The organism is Antrihabitans auranticaus (assembly GCF_016481275.1).
Taxonomy (GTDB): domain Bacteria; phylum Actinomycetota; class Actinomycetes; order Mycobacteriales; family Mycobacteriaceae; genus Antrihabitans.
This window is the reverse complement of record NZ_JAEMNW010000002.1, coordinates 62,527-79,449: the sequence shown is the minus strand read 5'-3', so window position 1 is coordinate 79,449 and position 16,923 is coordinate 62,527. Positions and strand designations below refer to the sequence as shown.

Below are 16,923 nucleotides of genomic sequence, written 5' to 3'. Positions count from 1 at the left end.
TCCTCCTCGATCCTCGGTGGCAAGTGCGTGGGTAGGATTCGCGCGCAGCGCGAACTGTGCGACCAAGTCTGGTAACCGCATAGTCGAACCACTACGGAGCCCATTCCGAGAATGTGCGCCCCGGATTGGCTCCGACTACAAACTCATCTCCGAAAGTGCGATCGCCCACCACACTTCGACGATCACCTGCGTCTCGCGTAGCGACGCACCGGTCAACTCCTCGAAGCGGGCAAGCCTGTACCGAACAGTGTTCTGATGCACGAACAATCGTGTTGCCGTGCGCTCGACGTGCATGTCACATGCGAGGTACGCCCGGACGGTCGCGATTAGTTCCCGGGCCGAGTCCCCTGGCGACAGTGGATCGAGGTAGCGCGCGCGAATGATGTCGCTGACGTCGCTGTCCATGGCGACCGCTGCCCGTAGGCCGAGCGACTCGAGATCGTGTGCCCCGTGCAGACCGCACGCCTGCACCGTCATCAAAGCGCGCGTCGCCTGCCGGTAGGACTCTGCAACGTACTTCAGCGGCCGCGGCGCGCCGACTCCGGCCAGACCGTCGCCGATTGTCGACGGTGGCTCACTCAGGAATCCGGCGATTGCGCCGTCCACCAGCGCGCACAGCCCCTGCCTGCGCTGCGATGAATCATGAAAACCTAATTGCTGCTCCAGCTTTCGCTGATTCACACCGTCGGCGAGGCGTGCTCTGATCGCGACGTACTCACGGGTCGGATCGATCCCGTGGGCCTCCGCAGTCACGCGCAGATCAGACGCCGGCACCGTCCCGAAGAGCACACCCCGCACGAACCCGGCGCGCCGCTCTTCTTCCGCGATCGCGAGGGCTATCTCAGCTGTCCGGTGCCCCTTTGCAGCTGTGACGACGGCGATGTCCGACCACGCCAGCGCTGACGAGACGAACTCGAGGAGGTCGGCATCCTCGACGCCGAGCCGCCGACCGAGATCGCGAACGTGGCCGACCACAACCTCGACACCGATCTGCCAGGCGCGCAACATCTCGTCGACGGGAACCCCCTGGCGCGCCCATGCCTCGCCGGCGATTGCGAGGTCGGCAACATCGTCGCCGTTGACGACAGCACGACCACCACGAGCAGCGGACAGGATCCGCACGACATCGCGTGCCATGTCGTTGTGGAGTTCGTCGGATCGCACCCTGCGATTGACCGAATGCTCGACCCCGAGAGCCGCGCGAACTCGTTCGACGAGCGTGTCCTGTTCAGCGAACAACGACTCGATCAGGACGTTCCGATCGCGGATCAACTGCCGAACCTCCCTGCTGTCGCCCATCTGACTGTCACCTACTTCGTCGCGAGTGCCGAGCGCGCCGGCCAACGCAACGGGCGACGACGCCGCTCGCCTGTCCCGGTGCGTACTGGCATGGGGGCGCCGCTGCGGACCGAAAGAGCCAGGTTTCGACATGGCGTTCTGAACCTCTTCGTGTGGTGGGCTGTACCTGTAGATGTCGCACTGCGCCGATCGATTCCGAAATAGCTTGTTTACGAATGCATTTCGCATTTGCAACCGTGCAGAACGTTACGGCGCGCACGTCGGCGTCGCGATGTACCCGACCTACCAACTTTCAGCCGACTGTTGTATCGCGGCTACAAGTTCGATGCTGTATCAGTCGGTCAGCAGCGCCGGTGCCGTCGCAAACTTGTGATCTGCGGAGCTCGATGGGGCTACTCTCCGACCATGGCGGACAGCGATCAGAAGCGCGACGCGTCGGCGAACGCGACGGTCGTCGAGATCATCGGCAGGCTGCAGGAGCGACTTGTCGAAGTTACCGCGCGCACGAAACGGGTCCTGGTCGGCGAGATCGCCGAGCTGCGCGAAGATCCGCAGCTGATGGCCATGCTCAGCGATACGGTGACAGCGAATATCGAGACAATCTTCGCGGCGATACGCAACGGCATCCCACTGAATCAGATCGAACCGCCCAGCCTTGCCCTCGAATATGCGCGACGCCTCGCGCAGCGCGATATACCGGCAAATGTCTTGGTGCGGGCATATCGAATCGGGCACCAAACGGTTCTCGAAACGATGCTCAGCGAAATCCGAAAATGCGGGCTGGATGCGGAGTCTGCGCTCGACGTGACAGACCGGCTCACAGCCGACACTTTCGATTACATCGATTGGATATCGCAGCGCGTCATCACCACCTACCACGATGAACGCGACCGATGGCACGGCAGCCGCAATTACGTTCGTGCGTCACACGTCCGCGACCTCTTGGAGGGCGGCGACAACGACATCGACGCGATGACGATGCTCATTCAGTACCCGCTCCGGCGGGTACATCTGGCGTTGGTCGCCTGGTGCGACGAATCTCCCGCAGGCAACGAAACAGTTCTGCTGGAGCAATTCATTCAACGGCTCGCCGCGTCGGTCGGGGACCGAGAAGCGTGCTTGTACATTCCGGCCGACAGATTGACCGCTTGGGCATGGATTCCGTTTCCGATCGACAAATCACCGGACGCGTCGGCCCGAATCCGCGAAATCGTCGCCGCAGCCGACGATTCGCCGTTCGTTTCCATCGGCCGCCCGCTGGCCGGCTTGGCGGGATTCCGCCGTTCGCACCAGCAGGCGCTCGAAGCGCGCAGTGTTGCATTGAACAACCATGCGCGCGCCGACCGCGTGATCGAAGCAGGTGACCCCGGCATACTGCTCGCCGGCCTACTCGGCGAAAATGTCGAAACCGCACGTCGTTGGGTGCGCGAGGTGCTCGGCCCGCTCGCATCGATAACCGAGCAGGACGACCGATTGCGCGAGACCCTGCGGACGTTCTTGCGGACCGGTTCGAGTTTCAAGGCTTCGGCAGCCGAGTTGCATCTGCATTTCAACACCGTGCGATATCGGGTCGGTCGAGCCGTGCAACGCCGCGGTAGAGCGATCGACGACGATCGCCTCGACGTCGAAGTTGCACTGCTGCTTTGCCAACTCCTAGGCGATACGGTCCTCAGCGAGCGCTAGCGTCGAGCGACCGGGTGGATCACCCGGCAGTTGCCCAGCGATTCGCCAGCAGGTTGAAGCTTGGCATGTCGTCGAACGAGACCGACGCCTCCCAGGTGCGCACATAGCCAGTGCGCGCGATGCGCCAGATCCCGTCTTCACGGCGGTAGACGTCGTCGTAGTACGCCGAGCCTTTGATCATCACCCGCTGCTCGTGTGCGATCACTGTGTCCTCGAAACACCAAGTCCCCGTGGCTGTCTCACCATCGATCTCGATTTCCGGCTGAGTCATCATGTGGACGGTGATGATGCCGTTTCCCAAGGCCTTGCGCATGAACGAAACGATCGCCGCGCGGCCTGTCAGGGTCAGCGGCTCGGAGAGTGCGCGCGTGCCGTATTCGGCGACGGCGTCGACCGTGAAGACGTCCGCGAACTCGTCCCACCGCTTGAGATCGAGGGCACGGGCGTATCGGTACTTGAGTCTGCGGATTTCTTCGAGTGCGACCAGGTCCATGCCTAGCAGCATTCTCCAAGCACCGTCGATAAACAAGAACACGTTTCAGTTCTTCGGCCTCGACCGCAGATTACAGTGCAGCGTTGGTGTCGAATTCGGTCGCGAGTTCCTTGGCGACTCGCTTGAGCAGGGGCACGATGTGGTCCGCCGATTCGACGGTGACACGCGCCGCCGGTCCCGACACCGAGATCGCGGTGGGCGTCGGCGCGTTGGGCACCGGCACCGAGAAGCACCGAACCCCGATCTCCTGCTCACCCTCGTCGATCGCGTATCCACGCTGGCGGATGACACCGAGGTCGGTGATCAGCGAATCGGGATCGGTGTGCGTATTCGGCGTCTGCCGGGGCATACCCGCCCGCGCCACGATGCTGCGGACCGAGTCGTCGGGAAGTTGCGCAAGAAGCGCTTTGCCGACACCGGTGCAATGGGTGTAGACCCGCTTGCCGACCTCGGTGAACATGCGCATCGAATGTTCCGACGGCACCTGTGCGACGTATACGGCGGCGGTGCCGTCGAGGACAGCCATGTTGGCGGTCTCGCCGGTGGCCCGGACGAGGTCGGACAGGTGTGGGCGCGACCAGGCACCGATCAGCTGCGTCGCACTCTCCCCCAGCCGAATCAGCTTCGGCCCCAGCGCATACTTTCGCGAAGGCAGCTGTCGCACATATCCGCGCGAGACGAGCGATCGAGTCAGCCGATGGATTGTCGGGAGCGGCAATCCTGCGGTTTCGGCGAGCTCGCTGAGTGCGATCGATCCCCCTGCGGCCGCCATGATCTCGAGGATGTCGAAGGCGCGGTCGACGGACTGCACGCCGCCGCCTTGGTTCGGTATCGCGGCCATCGATACTTCCTTTCCCGCCCCGAGAGGCAATCCGACTTCCGACTAGCGGAATTACCTAATCGTATGACGATAGCGCTGCCGCGTGCCCAGTGGTCGTAGCGACTTCGGCCTTGACACTCCATGTGATGCGGACCACTATATTAGTAATGGAATTTAACTTCCATAATATGGAAGTCCGATGGAGAGGTACTTCGTGTCCACAGTCGAAACCACCGCGAAACCGCGGCGCTGGTATAAGAGTCTGTTCGTCCAAGTCCTGATAGGCATCGTCGCCGGCATTACCACCGGCATCGTCTTCCCCGGGCTCGCCGATCACTGTCGGCCCCTCGGCGAAGGTTTCATCAAGTTGATCAAGATGGTCGTCGCGCCGCTGATCTTCCTGGTGATCGTCACCGGGATCGCCAAGGTAGGCAGCATGAAGGCGCTGGGCCAGATCGGCGGCAAAGCGCTGCTGTGGTTCATGGGAGCGACTACCTGCGCACTCGGGCTCGGCCTCCTGGTCGGCAACCTGGTCCACCCCGGCCACGGTTTGAACATCGACCCGGCGACCCTCGATACAACCGCCCTAGACGAGAAGACGCACGGCGCCCACCTGCCCGGAGGCGTCGACTTCGTCATGAACATCATTCCGACCAGCGTGTTCGACGCGTTCGCCCAGAACAGCCTGCTCCAGGTTCTGCTCTTCTCCGTACTCTTCGGCGTTGCGCTTGCCTCCTACAGCGAGTCGGCGCCGCCGATCTTGATGGACGTCATCGATCAAGCGCTGCACGTCATCTTCCGGATCGTCGGCTACATCATGTACCTGGCACCCCTCGGCGCGTTCGGCGCGATGGCCTTCACCGTCGGCAATTACGGTGCCGGTTCGCTGAAGTCGTTCGGCATCCTCATCCTGGCCTGCTACGGCGCCGCACTGGTGTTCATCATCGGTCTCTCGCTGGTCGTCAAACTGCTCACGGGCGTCAACGCGTGGAAGTTCGTGAAGTACTGCCGCGAAGAGTTCATGCTGGCACTCGGTACCGGGTCATCCGAAGCGGTCATGCCGCGAATCATCAAGAAGCTCGACAACGCCGGTTGCGATCGCGCGGTGGTGGGCCTCGTAGTCCCGACCGGGTACTCCTTCAATCTCGATGGTGCTGCCATCTATTTGTCGCTGGCCATGATGTTCCTCGCCCAAGCCGTCGGCGTGGATCTCAGCCTGGGCGAACAGATCACGATCATGGGCATCCTCATCCTCAGCTCGAAGGGTATGGCCGGCGTCCCGGGATCCGCATTCGTCGCACTGTCGGCCACGGCCGCCGCGATCGGCGCGTTCCCCGTTGCCGCGGTTGCCCTGCTACTCGGCGCGGACCGCTTGATGGACTCCATGCGGGTCTTCACGAACCTGCTCGGCAACTGCCTTGCGACCTTCGTGGTCGCCAAGTGGGTCGGCATGCTCGATACCGACAAGATGCACGCGGTACTCGACCGGGGAATCGTGCCGGACGATCCCGATGACGTCGCGTCGCATCCGCACCCCGGACACGAAACCGACACGGCACCGGTCGAATTGACCAAGACCAGCCGTCCCGTCGAGGCAGAACTGGCGGTGCGCAATGCCTGACTCCGATGTGCACGTTGCCGTTCTCGGCACCTGGGGCTACTACGGGTTGCTCGACGACGTCGAAGAAGTTGCCGTCGATACGCCGTACGGATCATGCTCCGACACAATCGTTCTCGGAAAGTCGGACGGGCATCGCGTCGCCTACCTGACCAGAACCGGCCGGCACCGGACGATTCCGCCGCACCGCATCAACGCGCGCGCGAACATCTGGGCACTGCACAGCCTCGGTGTCCGGACCATTCTGGCGCCGACACCCTGCGGATCGCTGCGGCCCGCGATCGGTGTGGGTTCGATCGTCGTGCCGGACCAACTCGTCGACAGAACCGGTCGCACGGACGACACGTTCCACGACGACCAGGACGTACATCTCAGCTTCGGCGACCCATTTCCGCTCGCGGGCCGCCGGGCGGTGGTCCAAGCCCTCCGAAGCAACGGCTGGATCGTCAACGACGGCGGCACGCTCGTCGCGATCCGCGGTCCGCGCTACTCGACCCGCGCAGAGTCCCGCTGGTACGCGGCACAGGGCTGGGATCTGGTGAGCCAAACTCCCTACCCCGAAGCTGCCCTGGCGGCCGAGCTCGGCGTCAGCTACACGTGCGTGGCCCTCGTGACCGACCACGACGTGATCCCGGACACGCCATGGCCGGTCACCCAGGAGTTGGTCAGCGAGGTTCTCGACAGCAAGACAAAGCGCCTGAGGCAGGCGCTGCTGCAAGTTGCCGTGGCGCTGGACTCTACACACGCTGGAGCCAATTCTTCTGTATGAGAATAGGTTTCGAAGTACCACGGGCGCCGACCGCATGGTCGGCGCCCGTCTCCATTCGTGGGACGAATCGCCGAATCAGGCTTGACAAACCGTGCGTGACGCGGTTCACTAATACCACTAAACGAAATATTACTTCCATAATATGGAAGTTAGCGAAGAAAGAGGGACCTGAGATGGCGGAGTTGTTCTGCAACGGCGGCGCAATGCGGGGCGGCAACCTGCACCACAACGTGGCGCAGCACAAGTTCGTGGGCGCGGTACGCACTGCTCCGATCTACCGGTTCTTCTCCGTGCGCGACGAATTCCCCGCACTGCTGCTGACCGAGGACGGCGGCGCGTCCATCGAGGGCGAGCTGTACGACGTGCCGATGGACAACATCCGGACCGATTTCCTTCCGGACGAGCCGGCCGAACTCGAACTGACGGTCATCAAGCTCGACGACGGCAGGTCGGTACTGGCGGTCGGGCTCCGGCCGGGCTATCTCGAGTCGATCCCCGACCAGCTCACCGAGATCACCGAGCACGGCGGCTGGCGCAAGTACCGCGGCCTCCCGGAACCCTCCTGAACCGACCGCCACAATCTCGAAAGGCAAGACACGACATGGACACTCGCGCCTACACAGTCAACTGCTCGATTCTGCTCACCGATCTCCCGTTGCTGCAGCGCCCCCAGGCTGCGCGCGACGCAGGTTTCGGCGCAGTCGAGTTCTGGTGGCCGTTCGAAACCGCCGTACCTGCAGATCAGGAGGTCGACGCGTTCGTCGCCGCCATCGAGAACGCGGGGGTTGCGCTCACAGGCCTGAACTTCGCGGCCGGAAACATGCCCGCGGGCGACCGCGGCCTGCTCTCCAACCCAGCGACCGCCGCTGAGTTCCGTGACAACATCGACGTCACGGTCGGAATCGGTGCGCGACTGGGGACCAGAGGATTCAATGCCCTGTACGGCAACAGGATCGACGGCATCGACCCGGCAGAGCAGGATGCGATCGCAGCCGAGAACCTGGCGAGGGCCGGCAAGGCGGCGGCGCGAATCGGTGGCGTTGTCCTGGTGGAGCCGGTGAGCGGTGCGCCCGCGTACCCGCTGAAGCACGCACGCGACGCCGTCGCAGTCATCGAGACGGTCGAGCGGGACCACGGCGTAACCGACCTTCGCCTGCTCGCCGACCTGTACCACCTCGACGTCAACGGAGACGATGTCGCAGCCGCGCTGGACACCTACGCGGACCGCATCGGCCACGTCCAGATCGCAGATTCGCCCGGCCGCGGCGAACCCGGCACCGGCGAGATCGATTTACAGCGCTACCTGAAGCAGTTGGCGGCCAACGGCTACGACGGCTACATCAGCCTCGAGTACAAGGCGACCCGCCCCGACACTTTCGATTGGCTGCCCGGCTTCACCGCCTGAGCCCACACCTACGAGGAGAATTCCCAATGAGCACAATCGCATTCATCGGTCTCGGCATCATGGGCAGCCCCATGGCCGTGAACCTCGCCACGGCCGGCCACCGGGTAACCGGCTACAACCGCACACCCGACAGGGGCGCCGACCTCGTGAAAGCCGGTGGTAGCGAGGCCGACTCGATCGCGAAAGCAGTCGCCGACGCCGATGTGGTCGCCGTCATGGTGCCGGATTCCCCCGACGTCGAGGCAGTTCTCACCGGACCCGACGGCGTCTTCGAGAACGCGCAGCCCGGCACGCTGATCATCGACTTCTCGAGCATCCGTCCCGACGTCACGACGCAATTGGCCGATCAGGCGACCGAACGCGGCTTCGCGCTGCTCGATGCTCCCGTGTCCGGCGGCGAGCCAGGCGCGATCAACGCCGCCCTCTCCATCATGGTCGGCGGTGCGGCTGCCGACTTCGAGCGCGCAAAGCCTGTACTCGAAGCGGTCGGCAAGACGATCGTGCACGTCGGCCCGAGCGGCTCGGGGCAGACGGTCAAGGCTGCCAACCAGCTCATCGTCGCGGGCAACATCCAACTGCTCGCCGAGGCGATCGTGTTCCTCGAGGCATACGGCGTCGACACCGACGCTGCCGTCAAGGTCCTCGGCGGCGGCCTCGCCGGATCGGCTGTGCTCAACCAGAAAGCGCAGAAGATGCTCGACCGGAACTTCGACCCCGGCTTCCGGATCGACCTGCACCACAAAGACCTCGGCATCGTTACCGCCGCGGCACGCGAAGCCGGCGTCGTCGTACCGCTCGGCGCGGTCCTCGCACAGCTCATGGCGTCTGCTCGCGCAAACGGCGACGGCGGACTCGATCATTCCGGGCTCTTCCGCGGCGTAGAGCGGCTGTCCGGCCGCGAAGCCAACTGAATCCCCCTTCACTCAAACCTTTTTCGATAGACGGAGATTTGTCATGCCCAAAATGCGGGCCGCCGACGCGGCCGTGAAGATTCTGGAACTGGAAGGAGCCACGCAGACCTTCGGTCTACCAGGCGCGGCGATCAATCCCTTCTACGCCGCGATGCGTGCCCACGGTGGCATCAAGCATGTGCTTGCCCGCCACGTCGAGGGCGCCTCACACATGGCGGAGGGTTACACCCGCGCCAAGTTCGGCAACATCGGCATCTGCATCGGCACCTCCGGACCCGCGGGCACGGACATGATCACCGGGCTGTATTCGGCCATGGCGGATTCGATTCCGATCCTCGCCATCACGGGCCAGGCACCCGTCGCACGGCTGCACAAGGAAGATTTTCAGGCCGTCGACATCTCCTCGATCGCGAAGCCCGTCACCAAGATGGCGATGACGGTGCTCGAACCCGCACAGGTCCCCGGCGCTTTCCAGCAGGCATTTCACCTGATGCGATCGGGACGGCCGGGACCGGTCCTCATCGACCTGCCGATCGACGTTCAGCTGGCCGAGATCGACTTCGACCCTGACACGTACGAACCGCTGCCTGTCTACAAGCCGGCGGCGACGCGCAGGCAAGCCGCAAAGGCCCTGGACATGCTGACCGCATCGCAGCGCCCGCTCATCGTCGCGGGCGGCGGCATCATCAACGCCGGTGGCGAGGACCAACTCGTCGAACTCGCCGAATTACTGAACGTTCCGGTGGTGCCGACGCTCATGGGCTGGGGCATCGTTCCCGACGATCACCGTCTGGCGGCGGGCATGGTGGGGTTGCAGACCGCGACCCGGTACGGCAACGCTTCCATGCTCGCATCCGATTTCGTCATCGGCATCGGAAACCGTTGGGCCAACAGGCATACGGGCGGACTGGACACCTACCGCAAGGGCCGCACGTTCGTGCACGTCGATATCGAGCCCACCCAGATCGGTCGCGTGTTCGCCCCCGAGTACGGCATCGTCTCCGACGCAAAGGCGGCACTCGAGCAGATGATCGAGGTCGCGAAGGAGCGCAAGGCCGCGGGCACGCTGCCCGACTACTCCACCTGGGTCGCCGAGTGCGCCGAGCGCAAACGCACCATGCAGCGCAAGACACACTACGACGACATCCCGGTGAAGCCGCAACGTGTGTACGAAGAGATGAACCGCGCGTTCGGGCGCGACACCCGCTACGTCAGCACGATCGGGCTCTCCCAGATCGCCGGCGGCCAGTTCCTGCACGTCTACAAGGCGCGTAACTGGATCAACTGCGGGCAAGCGGGACCGCTGGGCTGGACCATCCCCGCAACCCTCGGTGTCCTGACGGCCGATCCCACCGCGAAAGTCGTTGCACTGTCCGGCGATTACGACTTCCAGTTCATGATCGAAGAGTTGGCGGTCGGCGCGCAGTTCAATCTGCCCTACATCCACGTCGTCGTGAACAACTCCTACCTCGGCCTCATCCGGCAGGCGCAGCGGGCGTTCGACATGGACTTCTGCGTCCAGCTCGGCTTCGACAACATCAACGCCGACGACTCCATGATCGCCGCGAAGGGCTACGGCGTCGACCACGTCCGAGTCGCCGAAGGCATGGGCTGCAAGGCAATCCGGGTCAGCGACCCAGCCGAGATCGCCGGAGCGCTGCGTCGCGCACGCGAACTGGCCGACGAACACCGGGTGCCGGTTGTCGTCGAGGTGATTCTGGAGAAGGTCACCAACATCGCGATGGGAACCGAACTGGACAACGTCGCCGAGTTCGAACAGCTCGCCGTGCAGCGCGACGACGCACCGACCGCACTCATGTTGCTGGACTAGCCATGCACGCGCTCATCGCCCCGGACAAGTTCAAAGGGTCGCTGACCGCGGCTCAGGTCGCCGAAGCGTTGGCGTTGGGGATCACCGACGCCGGACGTGGTTGGACCGCAACCCAACTCCCGATAGCAGACGGCGGTGACGGCACGGTGGCGGCTGCCGTCGCCACCGGCTGGACTCGGGTCGGCGTCGCCGCGACCGGCCCGACCGGTCGGCCGCTTGTCGCAGCCTACGCGGTCGACGGCGACCGCGCGGTCGTCGAACTCGCCTCGGTGGTCGGTCTGTCCGCGCTACCCGGCTCGATTCCGGATCCATTGGGCGCCAGCACCTTCGGACTCGGCACGATGATCGCGCATGCCCTCGACCACGGGGCCCGAGACATCGTCATCGGGATCGGCGGCAGCTCGTCGACCGATGGCGGAGCCGGTCTCCTCCAGGCACTCGGAGCGCGAATCTGTGACTCCGAGGGAATGGACGTCGGCCGCGGCGGCGGGCAATTGCTGAGAGCGGCTCGCCTCGACCTGACGCAACTACACCCCGCGCTGGCGAATGCGCGCCTTCGCGTCGCCTGCGACGTCGACAACCCGCTTCTCGGTCCGGACGGTGCCACCACGGTGTACGGACCGCAGAAGGGCGCCACCGCGAGCGACCTCGCCGTGCTGGAGATAGCGATGACCAACTGGGCGCACGTGGTGGCCGACGCGGTCGGTCGGGACGAATCCGAGACCCCGGGCGCGGGCGCGGCAGGCGGTACCGGCCTTGCACTCTTCGCGGCGCTGAGCGCCGTTCCGCGCCCAGGCATCGAGCTGGTCCTCGAGCTCGTCGACTTCGAAAGCCGTTTGGCGGAAGCCGATCTCGTGATCACCGGCGAAGGCTGCCTCGACGCGCAGACTCTGCACGGCAAAGCACCTGCCGGCGTTGCGGCCGCCGCCCGACGCCGCGGCACACCGGTACTCGCCGTCGCCGGGCGCAGCCTGCTCGACGACGAACAGCTGCACCGAGCCGGAATCGCAGCTGCCTACACACTTTCCGACCTCGAGCCCGACCCGCAAACCTCGATCGCCAACGCCGCGGCACTACTGCGCGAGCTAGGCCCTCGAATCGTCGAAGAAACCGAACACACCCGCAGCACGCGACAGCACCACCAAGCGACAGGAGCCGCATCATGACACTTCAATTCACAGGCCTGCCCGACCTTGCGTCGCGTGCCCTCGGTGGCAGCGTCACGGCAGCCAACGACGAGCTGTTCGCGCAGCGCGAGAATCTGATTCGTCCGGAAGCTCCCTTCTTCGATCCGAACGAGTTCGGCCACAAGGGCAAGGTGTACGACGGCTGGGAGACCCGGCGCCGGCGCGACGAGGGGCACGACTGGGCGATCGTTCGGCTCGGCGCGGCCGGCATCGTCCACGGCGTCGTTGTCGATACCGCCTACTTCAAGGGCAACTACCCACCGTTCGTCTCGATCGAAGCGGCATCGGTCGAGGGCTATCCCTCGATCGACGAACTCGCAAATGCACAGTGGCACACCATCGTCGAGAAGTCACCGGCAGAAGGCGACAAGGCCAACGCCTACGCCGTCACCGATCGGCACCGCTGGACCCACGTGCGCCTGTCGATCTACCCCGACGGTGGCGTCGCACGGTTGCGAGTACACGGTGAGGTTGTCCCCGATCCCCGATTCCTCGGCGGCACAGTGGATCTCCTTGCCGCGGAGAACGGCGGACAGCTCGTGGACTGCTCTGATGCCTTCTACGCATCCCCCGCCAACATCATCCTCCCCGGCCGCGCACGCAATATGGGCGAAGGCTGGGAGAACTCCCGGCGCCGTGGCGGTGGCAACGATTTCGCAGTATTCGAACTCGCGGCAGCCGGGCATCCACGCCATGTCGAGATCGACACGAGCTACTACGTCGGCAATGCGCCGGGCTGGGTATCGTTGCGCGCCATCGACACTCGCAAGGCGAGCCTCGACGATGCAGACGCCTGGTTCGACGTGCTCGCCCGCACGGCGGTCCAGCCCGATACGCGGCATCGCTTCTTGCTCGACAGCGCCAACGCAGCGACCCACCTGCGGCTCGACGTCTACCCCGACGGCGGACTGTCCCGACTCCGGCTGTTCGGCGAACTCGACGCGGACGCGCTGACGCAGGCCCACCAACGCTGGTGGGGCGGACTGCCCGCCGACCACCGTGCGACGATTTCGACGGACGAGACCGATGAGTGATCCGAACGCACCCCTCGACCTGATCTTCCGCGCACCGCGTGTGATCACGGCAGCCGGCGAAGTTGCGCGGTGCATCGGTATCCGGGACGGCAAGATCGTCGCGATCGAGCCACTCGACTCGGCGCTCGAGGCGCGCGAAACGATCGACCTCGGCACAGACGAGGTGCTGATGCCCGGACTGGTCGACACCCACGTGCACGTCAACGAGCCCGGCCGCACCGAATGGGAAGGCTTTGCGAGTGCAACACGGGCCGCCGCCGCGGGCGGTGTGACGACAATCGTCGACATGCCGCTCAACAGCATTCCGGCGACGGTCGACGTCTCCGCGCTGGAGATCAAGCAGAAGGTCGCGTCCGATCAGGCCTATGTCGACGTCGGGTTCTGGGGCGGTGCGATTCCCGGCAACGTCTCCGAACTGCGGGGTTTGCACGACGCCGGCGTGTTCGGCTTCAAGTGCTTCCTACTGCATTCCGGAGTCGACGAGTTCCCGCCCCTGAATCCGCAGGAACTGGAAGTTGCGCTCCGTGAGATCGCATCCTTCGGCGCGCTGATGATCGTGCATGCCGAGGACGCGCACAGCATCGATCGTGCACCGTCCCCGCAAGGTGAGCGCTACTCCGATTTCCTCGCCTCACGGCCGCGGGGCGCTGAGAACCTGGCAATAGCCGAAGTCATCGAACTTGCCCGCTGGACCGGTTGCCGAGTGCACATCCTGCACCTGTCGAGCTCCGACGCCCTGCCGATGATTGCCTCCGCGCGAAACGACGGTGTGCGGCTCACCGTCGAAACCTGTCCGCACTATCTGTCCTTCGTTGCCGAAGGAATCCGTTCGGGTGCAACGCAATTCAAGTGCTGTCCGCCGATCAGAGAAGCATCGAACCGCGAACTGCTGTGGCAGGGCTTGCGCGACGGTGTCATCGATTGCATCGTGTCGGACCATTCGCCGTGCACCGAGGAACTGAAGCGGTTCGACATCGGTGATTTCGGGGTCGCCTGGGGTGGCATCGCATCATTGCAACTCGGCTTGCCCGCGATCTGGACGGAAGCGCGTCGCCGCGGGCACAGCCTGCTGGACGTCGTTGCGTGGATGGCAGAGAATCCAGCCCGTCAGGTCGGCTTCACAACCAAGGGCCATATCGCTCTCGGCTACGCGGCCGACTTCGTCGTCTTCGCTCCCGACCAGGCATTTGTCGTCGACGCGAAGCAGCTTCAACACAAGAATCCGATCAGCGCCTACGACGGCCTGCCCCTCGCAGGTGTCGTCCGCAGTACCTGGCTTGCCGGGTCTCGAATCGACCTCGACGAGGCACCGCGCGGGCGGTTGCTGACCCGCGGGACGGCCTGACCCCTAGTTGGGTATCGCCCTCGATCAACCCTTGACCAACCCTGTTACCTGGGTCACACTTGAGACAATCAACGGAATTTGATTTCCACAATACGGAATTAGCACCGAAATAGAACCAACCACCGCGACGCACCGCCGCATCACGCAAGGACCGACTATCCGATGCTCATCGATCAACCCCGCGCCCAGAAACGGCTCGACACCGTGACCGCGACCACGGCGCCCGAGCCACACCCACTCAGTTCGCGGCTCTACAATATCGATCTCGCACCCACCAAGACCGAGGGCCGCCGCTGGAGCGGCTACAGCATCTTCACCCTCTGGGCGAACGACGTACACAGCCTCGGCAACTACGGGTTCGCTCTCGGCCTTTTCGCCCTCGGCCTCGGCGGCTGGCAAATTCTGCTCGCGCTCGGCATCGGTTCAGCGCTGCTGTTCGTGCTGTTGACGATTTCCGGATACATGGGCCACAAGACGGGGATCCCCTTCCCGGTCATGGCCCGGATCGCTTTCGGCGTCCGCGGCGCGCAACTCGCGTCCCTGATCCGAGGTGGCGTCGCCATCGTCTGGTTCGGTATCCAGACCTTTCTCGCATCCCTCGTTCTGCGCGTACTGCTGATCGCAGTGGCACCCGGCCTGGAGAGCATGGACCAGAACTCGATCCTCGGTCTCTCGACTCTCGGCTGGATCACCTTCGCAACCCTTTGGCTGGTGCAGACGATCGTCGTCCAGCACGGCATGGACATGATCCGCAAGTACGAGGCCTTCGCCGGCCCGATCATCCTGGTGACGATGGCCGCACTCGCCATCTGGGTAGTCGTCGAAGCCGGCGGTTCGATTGCGTGGTCGACGCCCGACCACCTCACCGGCGGCGTCATGTGGCGGGAGATCTTCGCCGGCGCCGCACTCTGGGTCTCGATCTATGCGACCTTCGTCCTCAACTTCTGCGACTTCACCCGTGCGTGCAAGGCCCGTAGCTCCATCTTCAAGGGCAACTTCTGGGGCATCCCGATCAACGTCCTCTTCTTCGGCGTGATCGTCGTCGCGATGGCCGGGGGGCAGTTCAAGATCAACGGCCAGATCGTCGCCAGCCCGGCCGACATCGTCCACTCGATTCCCAATACGTTCCTCCTCGTCATCGCATCGCTCGCACTGCTGATCCTGACCATCGCGGTGAACCTGATGGCCAACTTCGTCGCGCCGATCTACGCGCTGACCAACCTCTTCCCCAAGCACCTCAACTTTGCACGGGCCGGACTGGTCAGCGCCGTCATCGGCCTGGTGATCCTGCCGTGGAACCTGTACAACAGCCCGGTCGTGATCAACTACTTCCTCGGCGGCCTGGGTGCGTTGCTCGGCCCGCTGTTCGGCATCATCATCGCCGACTACTGGCTCATCCGACGCGCCAAGATCAACGTCCCCGAGCTGTACACCGACGAGCCGTCGGGTGCCTACCACTACCGGCACGGCATCAACCCGCGTGCGATCGCGGCGTTCGTCCCCGCTGCGGCGCTGTCGCTGCTGATCGCGTTCACACCCGCGCTCGCCTCGCTCGCCGCCTTCGCATGGTTCATCGGCGCCGGCCTCGGCGCGATGATCTACTTCATGCTCGCCGATCGCAAGGCGACTTTCGAGGACGTGTCCGGTGAATCGATTGCCGTAGCAAGCGTCCACTGATTCGAAACCACCTCTGCTGCAACAGCAACCGTCGGAGATATCATGAAAATTCTTGTCGTCAATGTCAATACGACCGAATCGATGACCGAAGCCATCGGCAGGCAGGCCCAGCTCGCCGCGCGCCCCGGCACCGAGATCGTCGCACTCACACCGCGATTCGGCGCCGAGTCGGTCGAGGGCAATTTCGAGAGCCACCTCGCCGCAGTCGCGGTAATGGACGCAGTGAGCACATACACCGAACCGTTCGACGCTGTAATCCAGGCCGGATTCGGCGAACACGGCCGCGAAGGTCTGCAGGAGTTACTGGACGTTCCAGTCGTGGACATCACCGAGGCGGCAGCCATCGTCGCAATGTTGATCGGCCGAAGTTACTCGGTAGTAACAACTTTGGATCGCACGGTCCCCATGATCGAAGACAGGCTGACGCTCGCCGGACTGTATACTCGGTGTGCGTCGGTACGTGCCAGTGATGTTTCGGTGCTGACGCTGGAAGAAGATCCGGAACAAGCGGTCGCGGCGATTGTCGCCGAGGCCGAGAAGGCAGTACGTGACGATCGCGCCGAAGTGATCTGTCTCGGGTGCGGCGGAATGGCCGGACTCGACGAACGGATCCAGCAACGGTGCGGGGTTCCCGTCATCGACGGCGTCAGCGCCGCGGTTTCACTCGCCGAATCCCTTGTCTCGATGCATCTTTCGACCTCGAAGGTCCGCACGTACGCAACGCCGCGTCCGAAGAGGATCAGCGGCTGGCCGATCAGCACCGTCTACTCGACGCAGCCGTAACGCAGTATCCCCACACGCTCGTCCGCCCACGATCGGGCGGACGGGCAACGCAACGCGCCCACCACCGC

The 16,923-nt window shown here is 64.2% G+C and carries 15 protein-coding genes; 12 read left to right on the top strand and 3 right to left on the bottom strand.

Going from position 1 to position 16,923, the window contains the following annotated elements; all coding sequences use genetic code 11:
* Positions 1 to 135: 135 nt before the first annotated feature.
* Positions 136 to 1,431, bottom strand: a complete 1,296-nt coding sequence (locus JGU72_RS08305; RefSeq protein ID WP_233531804.1) for a PucR family transcriptional regulator — start codon at positions 1,429 to 1,431, stop codon at positions 136 to 138.
* 273 nt (positions 1,432 to 1,704) lie between these two features.
* Between JGU72_RS08305 and JGU72_RS08300 the strand changes: the two genes are divergently transcribed.
* Positions 1,705 to 2,982 (top strand): PucR family transcriptional regulator, encoded by a 1,278-nt coding sequence (locus JGU72_RS08300; RefSeq protein ID WP_199683347.1) that lies wholly within the window; start codon positions 1,705 to 1,707, stop codon positions 2,980 to 2,982.
* 19 nt (positions 2,983 to 3,001) lie between these two features.
* On the opposite strand, the gene JGU72_RS08295 is transcribed toward JGU72_RS08300, so the two are convergent.
* Both JGU72_RS08295 and JGU72_RS08290 read right to left on the bottom strand, forming a co-directional pair.
* Positions 3,002 to 3,475 carry a nuclear transport factor 2 family protein gene (locus JGU72_RS08295; protein WP_199683346.1) on the bottom strand — a complete coding sequence of 158 codons (474 nt, stop codon included), beginning with the start codon at positions 3,473 to 3,475 and terminating at the stop codon, positions 3,002 to 3,004.
* Between the two features lie 70 nt (positions 3,476 to 3,545).
* Positions 3,546 to 4,316, bottom strand: coding sequence for an IclR family transcriptional regulator (locus tag JGU72_RS08290; RefSeq protein WP_199683345.1), 771 nt, complete (start codon positions 4,314 to 4,316; stop codon positions 3,546 to 3,548).
* A 193-nt stretch (positions 4,317 to 4,509) separates the two neighbouring features.
* Between JGU72_RS08290 and dctA the strand changes: the two genes are divergently transcribed.
* From dctA to JGU72_RS08235, 11 genes are all read left to right on the top strand, one after another.
* Positions 4,510 to 5,916 carry a C4-dicarboxylate transporter DctA gene (dctA, locus tag JGU72_RS08285; RefSeq protein WP_199683344.1) on the top strand — a complete coding sequence of 469 codons (1,407 nt, stop codon included), beginning with the start codon at positions 4,510 to 4,512 and terminating at the stop codon, positions 5,914 to 5,916.
* Positions 5,909 to 6,682 carry an MTAP family purine nucleoside phosphorylase gene (locus JGU72_RS08280; RefSeq protein ID WP_199683343.1) on the top strand — a complete coding sequence of 258 codons (774 nt, stop codon included), beginning with the start codon at positions 5,909 to 5,911 and terminating at the stop codon, positions 6,680 to 6,682. The genes dctA and JGU72_RS08280 overlap by 8 nt, the downstream gene beginning before the upstream one ends.
* 173 nt (positions 6,683 to 6,855) lie before the next feature.
* Positions 6,856 to 7,248, top strand: a complete 393-nt coding sequence (locus JGU72_RS08275; protein ID WP_199683342.1) for an allophanate hydrolase-related protein — start codon at positions 6,856 to 6,858, stop codon at positions 7,246 to 7,248.
* A 35-nt stretch (positions 7,249 to 7,283) separates the two neighbouring features.
* On the top strand, positions 7,284 to 8,087 hold the full coding sequence (locus JGU72_RS08270) for a hydroxypyruvate isomerase family protein (protein ID WP_199683341.1): 804 nt from the start codon (positions 7,284 to 7,286) through the stop codon (positions 8,085 to 8,087).
* Positions 8,088 to 8,113: 26 nt separating this feature from the next.
* Positions 8,114 to 8,998 carry a 2-hydroxy-3-oxopropionate reductase gene (locus JGU72_RS08265; protein ID WP_199683340.1) on the top strand — a complete coding sequence of 295 codons (885 nt, stop codon included), beginning with the start codon at positions 8,114 to 8,116 and terminating at the stop codon, positions 8,996 to 8,998.
* 43 nt (positions 8,999 to 9,041) lie between these two features.
* Positions 9,042 to 10,829 (top strand): glyoxylate carboligase, encoded by a 1,788-nt coding sequence (gene gcl, locus JGU72_RS08260; RefSeq protein ID WP_199683339.1) that lies wholly within the window; start codon positions 9,042 to 9,044, stop codon positions 10,827 to 10,829.
* Positions 10,830 to 10,831: 2 nt separating this feature from the next.
* A complete protein-coding gene (locus JGU72_RS08255) occupies positions 10,832 to 11,995 on the top strand; it encodes a glycerate kinase (protein WP_199683338.1) in 1,164 nt (387 codons plus the stop codon).
* A complete protein-coding gene (gene alc, locus JGU72_RS08250; protein WP_199683337.1) occupies positions 11,992 to 13,050 on the top strand; it encodes an allantoicase in 1,059 nt (352 codons plus the stop codon). The genes JGU72_RS08255 and alc overlap by 4 nt, the downstream gene beginning before the upstream one ends.
* A complete protein-coding gene (allB, locus tag JGU72_RS08245; protein ID WP_199683336.1) occupies positions 13,043 to 14,395 on the top strand; it encodes an allantoinase AllB in 1,353 nt (450 codons plus the stop codon). The genes alc and allB overlap by 8 nt, the downstream gene beginning before the upstream one ends.
* Before the next feature lie 162 nt (positions 14,396 to 14,557).
* On the top strand, positions 14,558 to 16,072 hold the full coding sequence (locus JGU72_RS08240) for an NCS1 family nucleobase:cation symporter-1 (protein ID WP_199683335.1): 1,515 nt from the start codon (positions 14,558 to 14,560) through the stop codon (positions 16,070 to 16,072).
* 42 nt (positions 16,073 to 16,114) lie between these two features.
* Positions 16,115 to 16,855 (top strand): aspartate/glutamate racemase family protein, encoded by a 741-nt coding sequence (locus JGU72_RS08235; protein WP_199683334.1) that lies wholly within the window; start codon positions 16,115 to 16,117, stop codon positions 16,853 to 16,855.
* Positions 16,856 to 16,923: the final 68 nt, after the last annotated feature.

Coding starts and splice junctions, on each gene's coding strand:
- JGU72_RS08305 (WP_233531804.1), bottom strand. CDS start 1,431: ATGTCGAAACCTGGCTCTTTCGGTCCGCAGCGGCGCCCCCATGCCAGT.
- JGU72_RS08300 (WP_199683347.1), top strand. CDS start 1,705: ATGGCGGACAGCGATCAGAAGCGCGACGCGTCGGCGAACGCGACGGTC.
- JGU72_RS08295 (WP_199683346.1), bottom strand. CDS start 3,475: ATGGACCTGGTCGCACTCGAAGAAATCCGCAGACTCAAGTACCGATAC.
- JGU72_RS08290 (WP_199683345.1), bottom strand. CDS start 4,316: ATGGCCGCGATACCGAACCAAGGCGGCGGCGTGCAGTCCGTCGACCGC.
- JGU72_RS08280 (WP_199683343.1), top strand. CDS start 5,909: ATGCCTGACTCCGATGTGCACGTTGCCGTTCTCGGCACCTGGGGCTAC.
- JGU72_RS08275 (WP_199683342.1), top strand. CDS start 6,856: ATGGCGGAGTTGTTCTGCAACGGCGGCGCAATGCGGGGCGGCAACCTG.
- JGU72_RS08270 (WP_199683341.1), top strand. CDS start 7,284: ATGGACACTCGCGCCTACACAGTCAACTGCTCGATTCTGCTCACCGAT.
- JGU72_RS08265 (WP_199683340.1), top strand. CDS start 8,114: ATGAGCACAATCGCATTCATCGGTCTCGGCATCATGGGCAGCCCCATG.
- gcl (WP_199683339.1), top strand. CDS start 9,042: ATGCCCAAAATGCGGGCCGCCGACGCGGCCGTGAAGATTCTGGAACTG.
- JGU72_RS08255 (WP_199683338.1), top strand. CDS start 10,832: ATGCACGCGCTCATCGCCCCGGACAAGTTCAAAGGGTCGCTGACCGCG.
- alc (WP_199683337.1), top strand. CDS start 11,992: ATGACACTTCAATTCACAGGCCTGCCCGACCTTGCGTCGCGTGCCCTC.
- allB (WP_199683336.1), top strand. CDS start 13,043: ATGAGTGATCCGAACGCACCCCTCGACCTGATCTTCCGCGCACCGCGT.
- JGU72_RS08240 (WP_199683335.1), top strand. CDS start 14,558: ATGCTCATCGATCAACCCCGCGCCCAGAAACGGCTCGACACCGTGACC.
- JGU72_RS08235 (WP_199683334.1), top strand. CDS start 16,115: ATGAAAATTCTTGTCGTCAATGTCAATACGACCGAATCGATGACCGAA.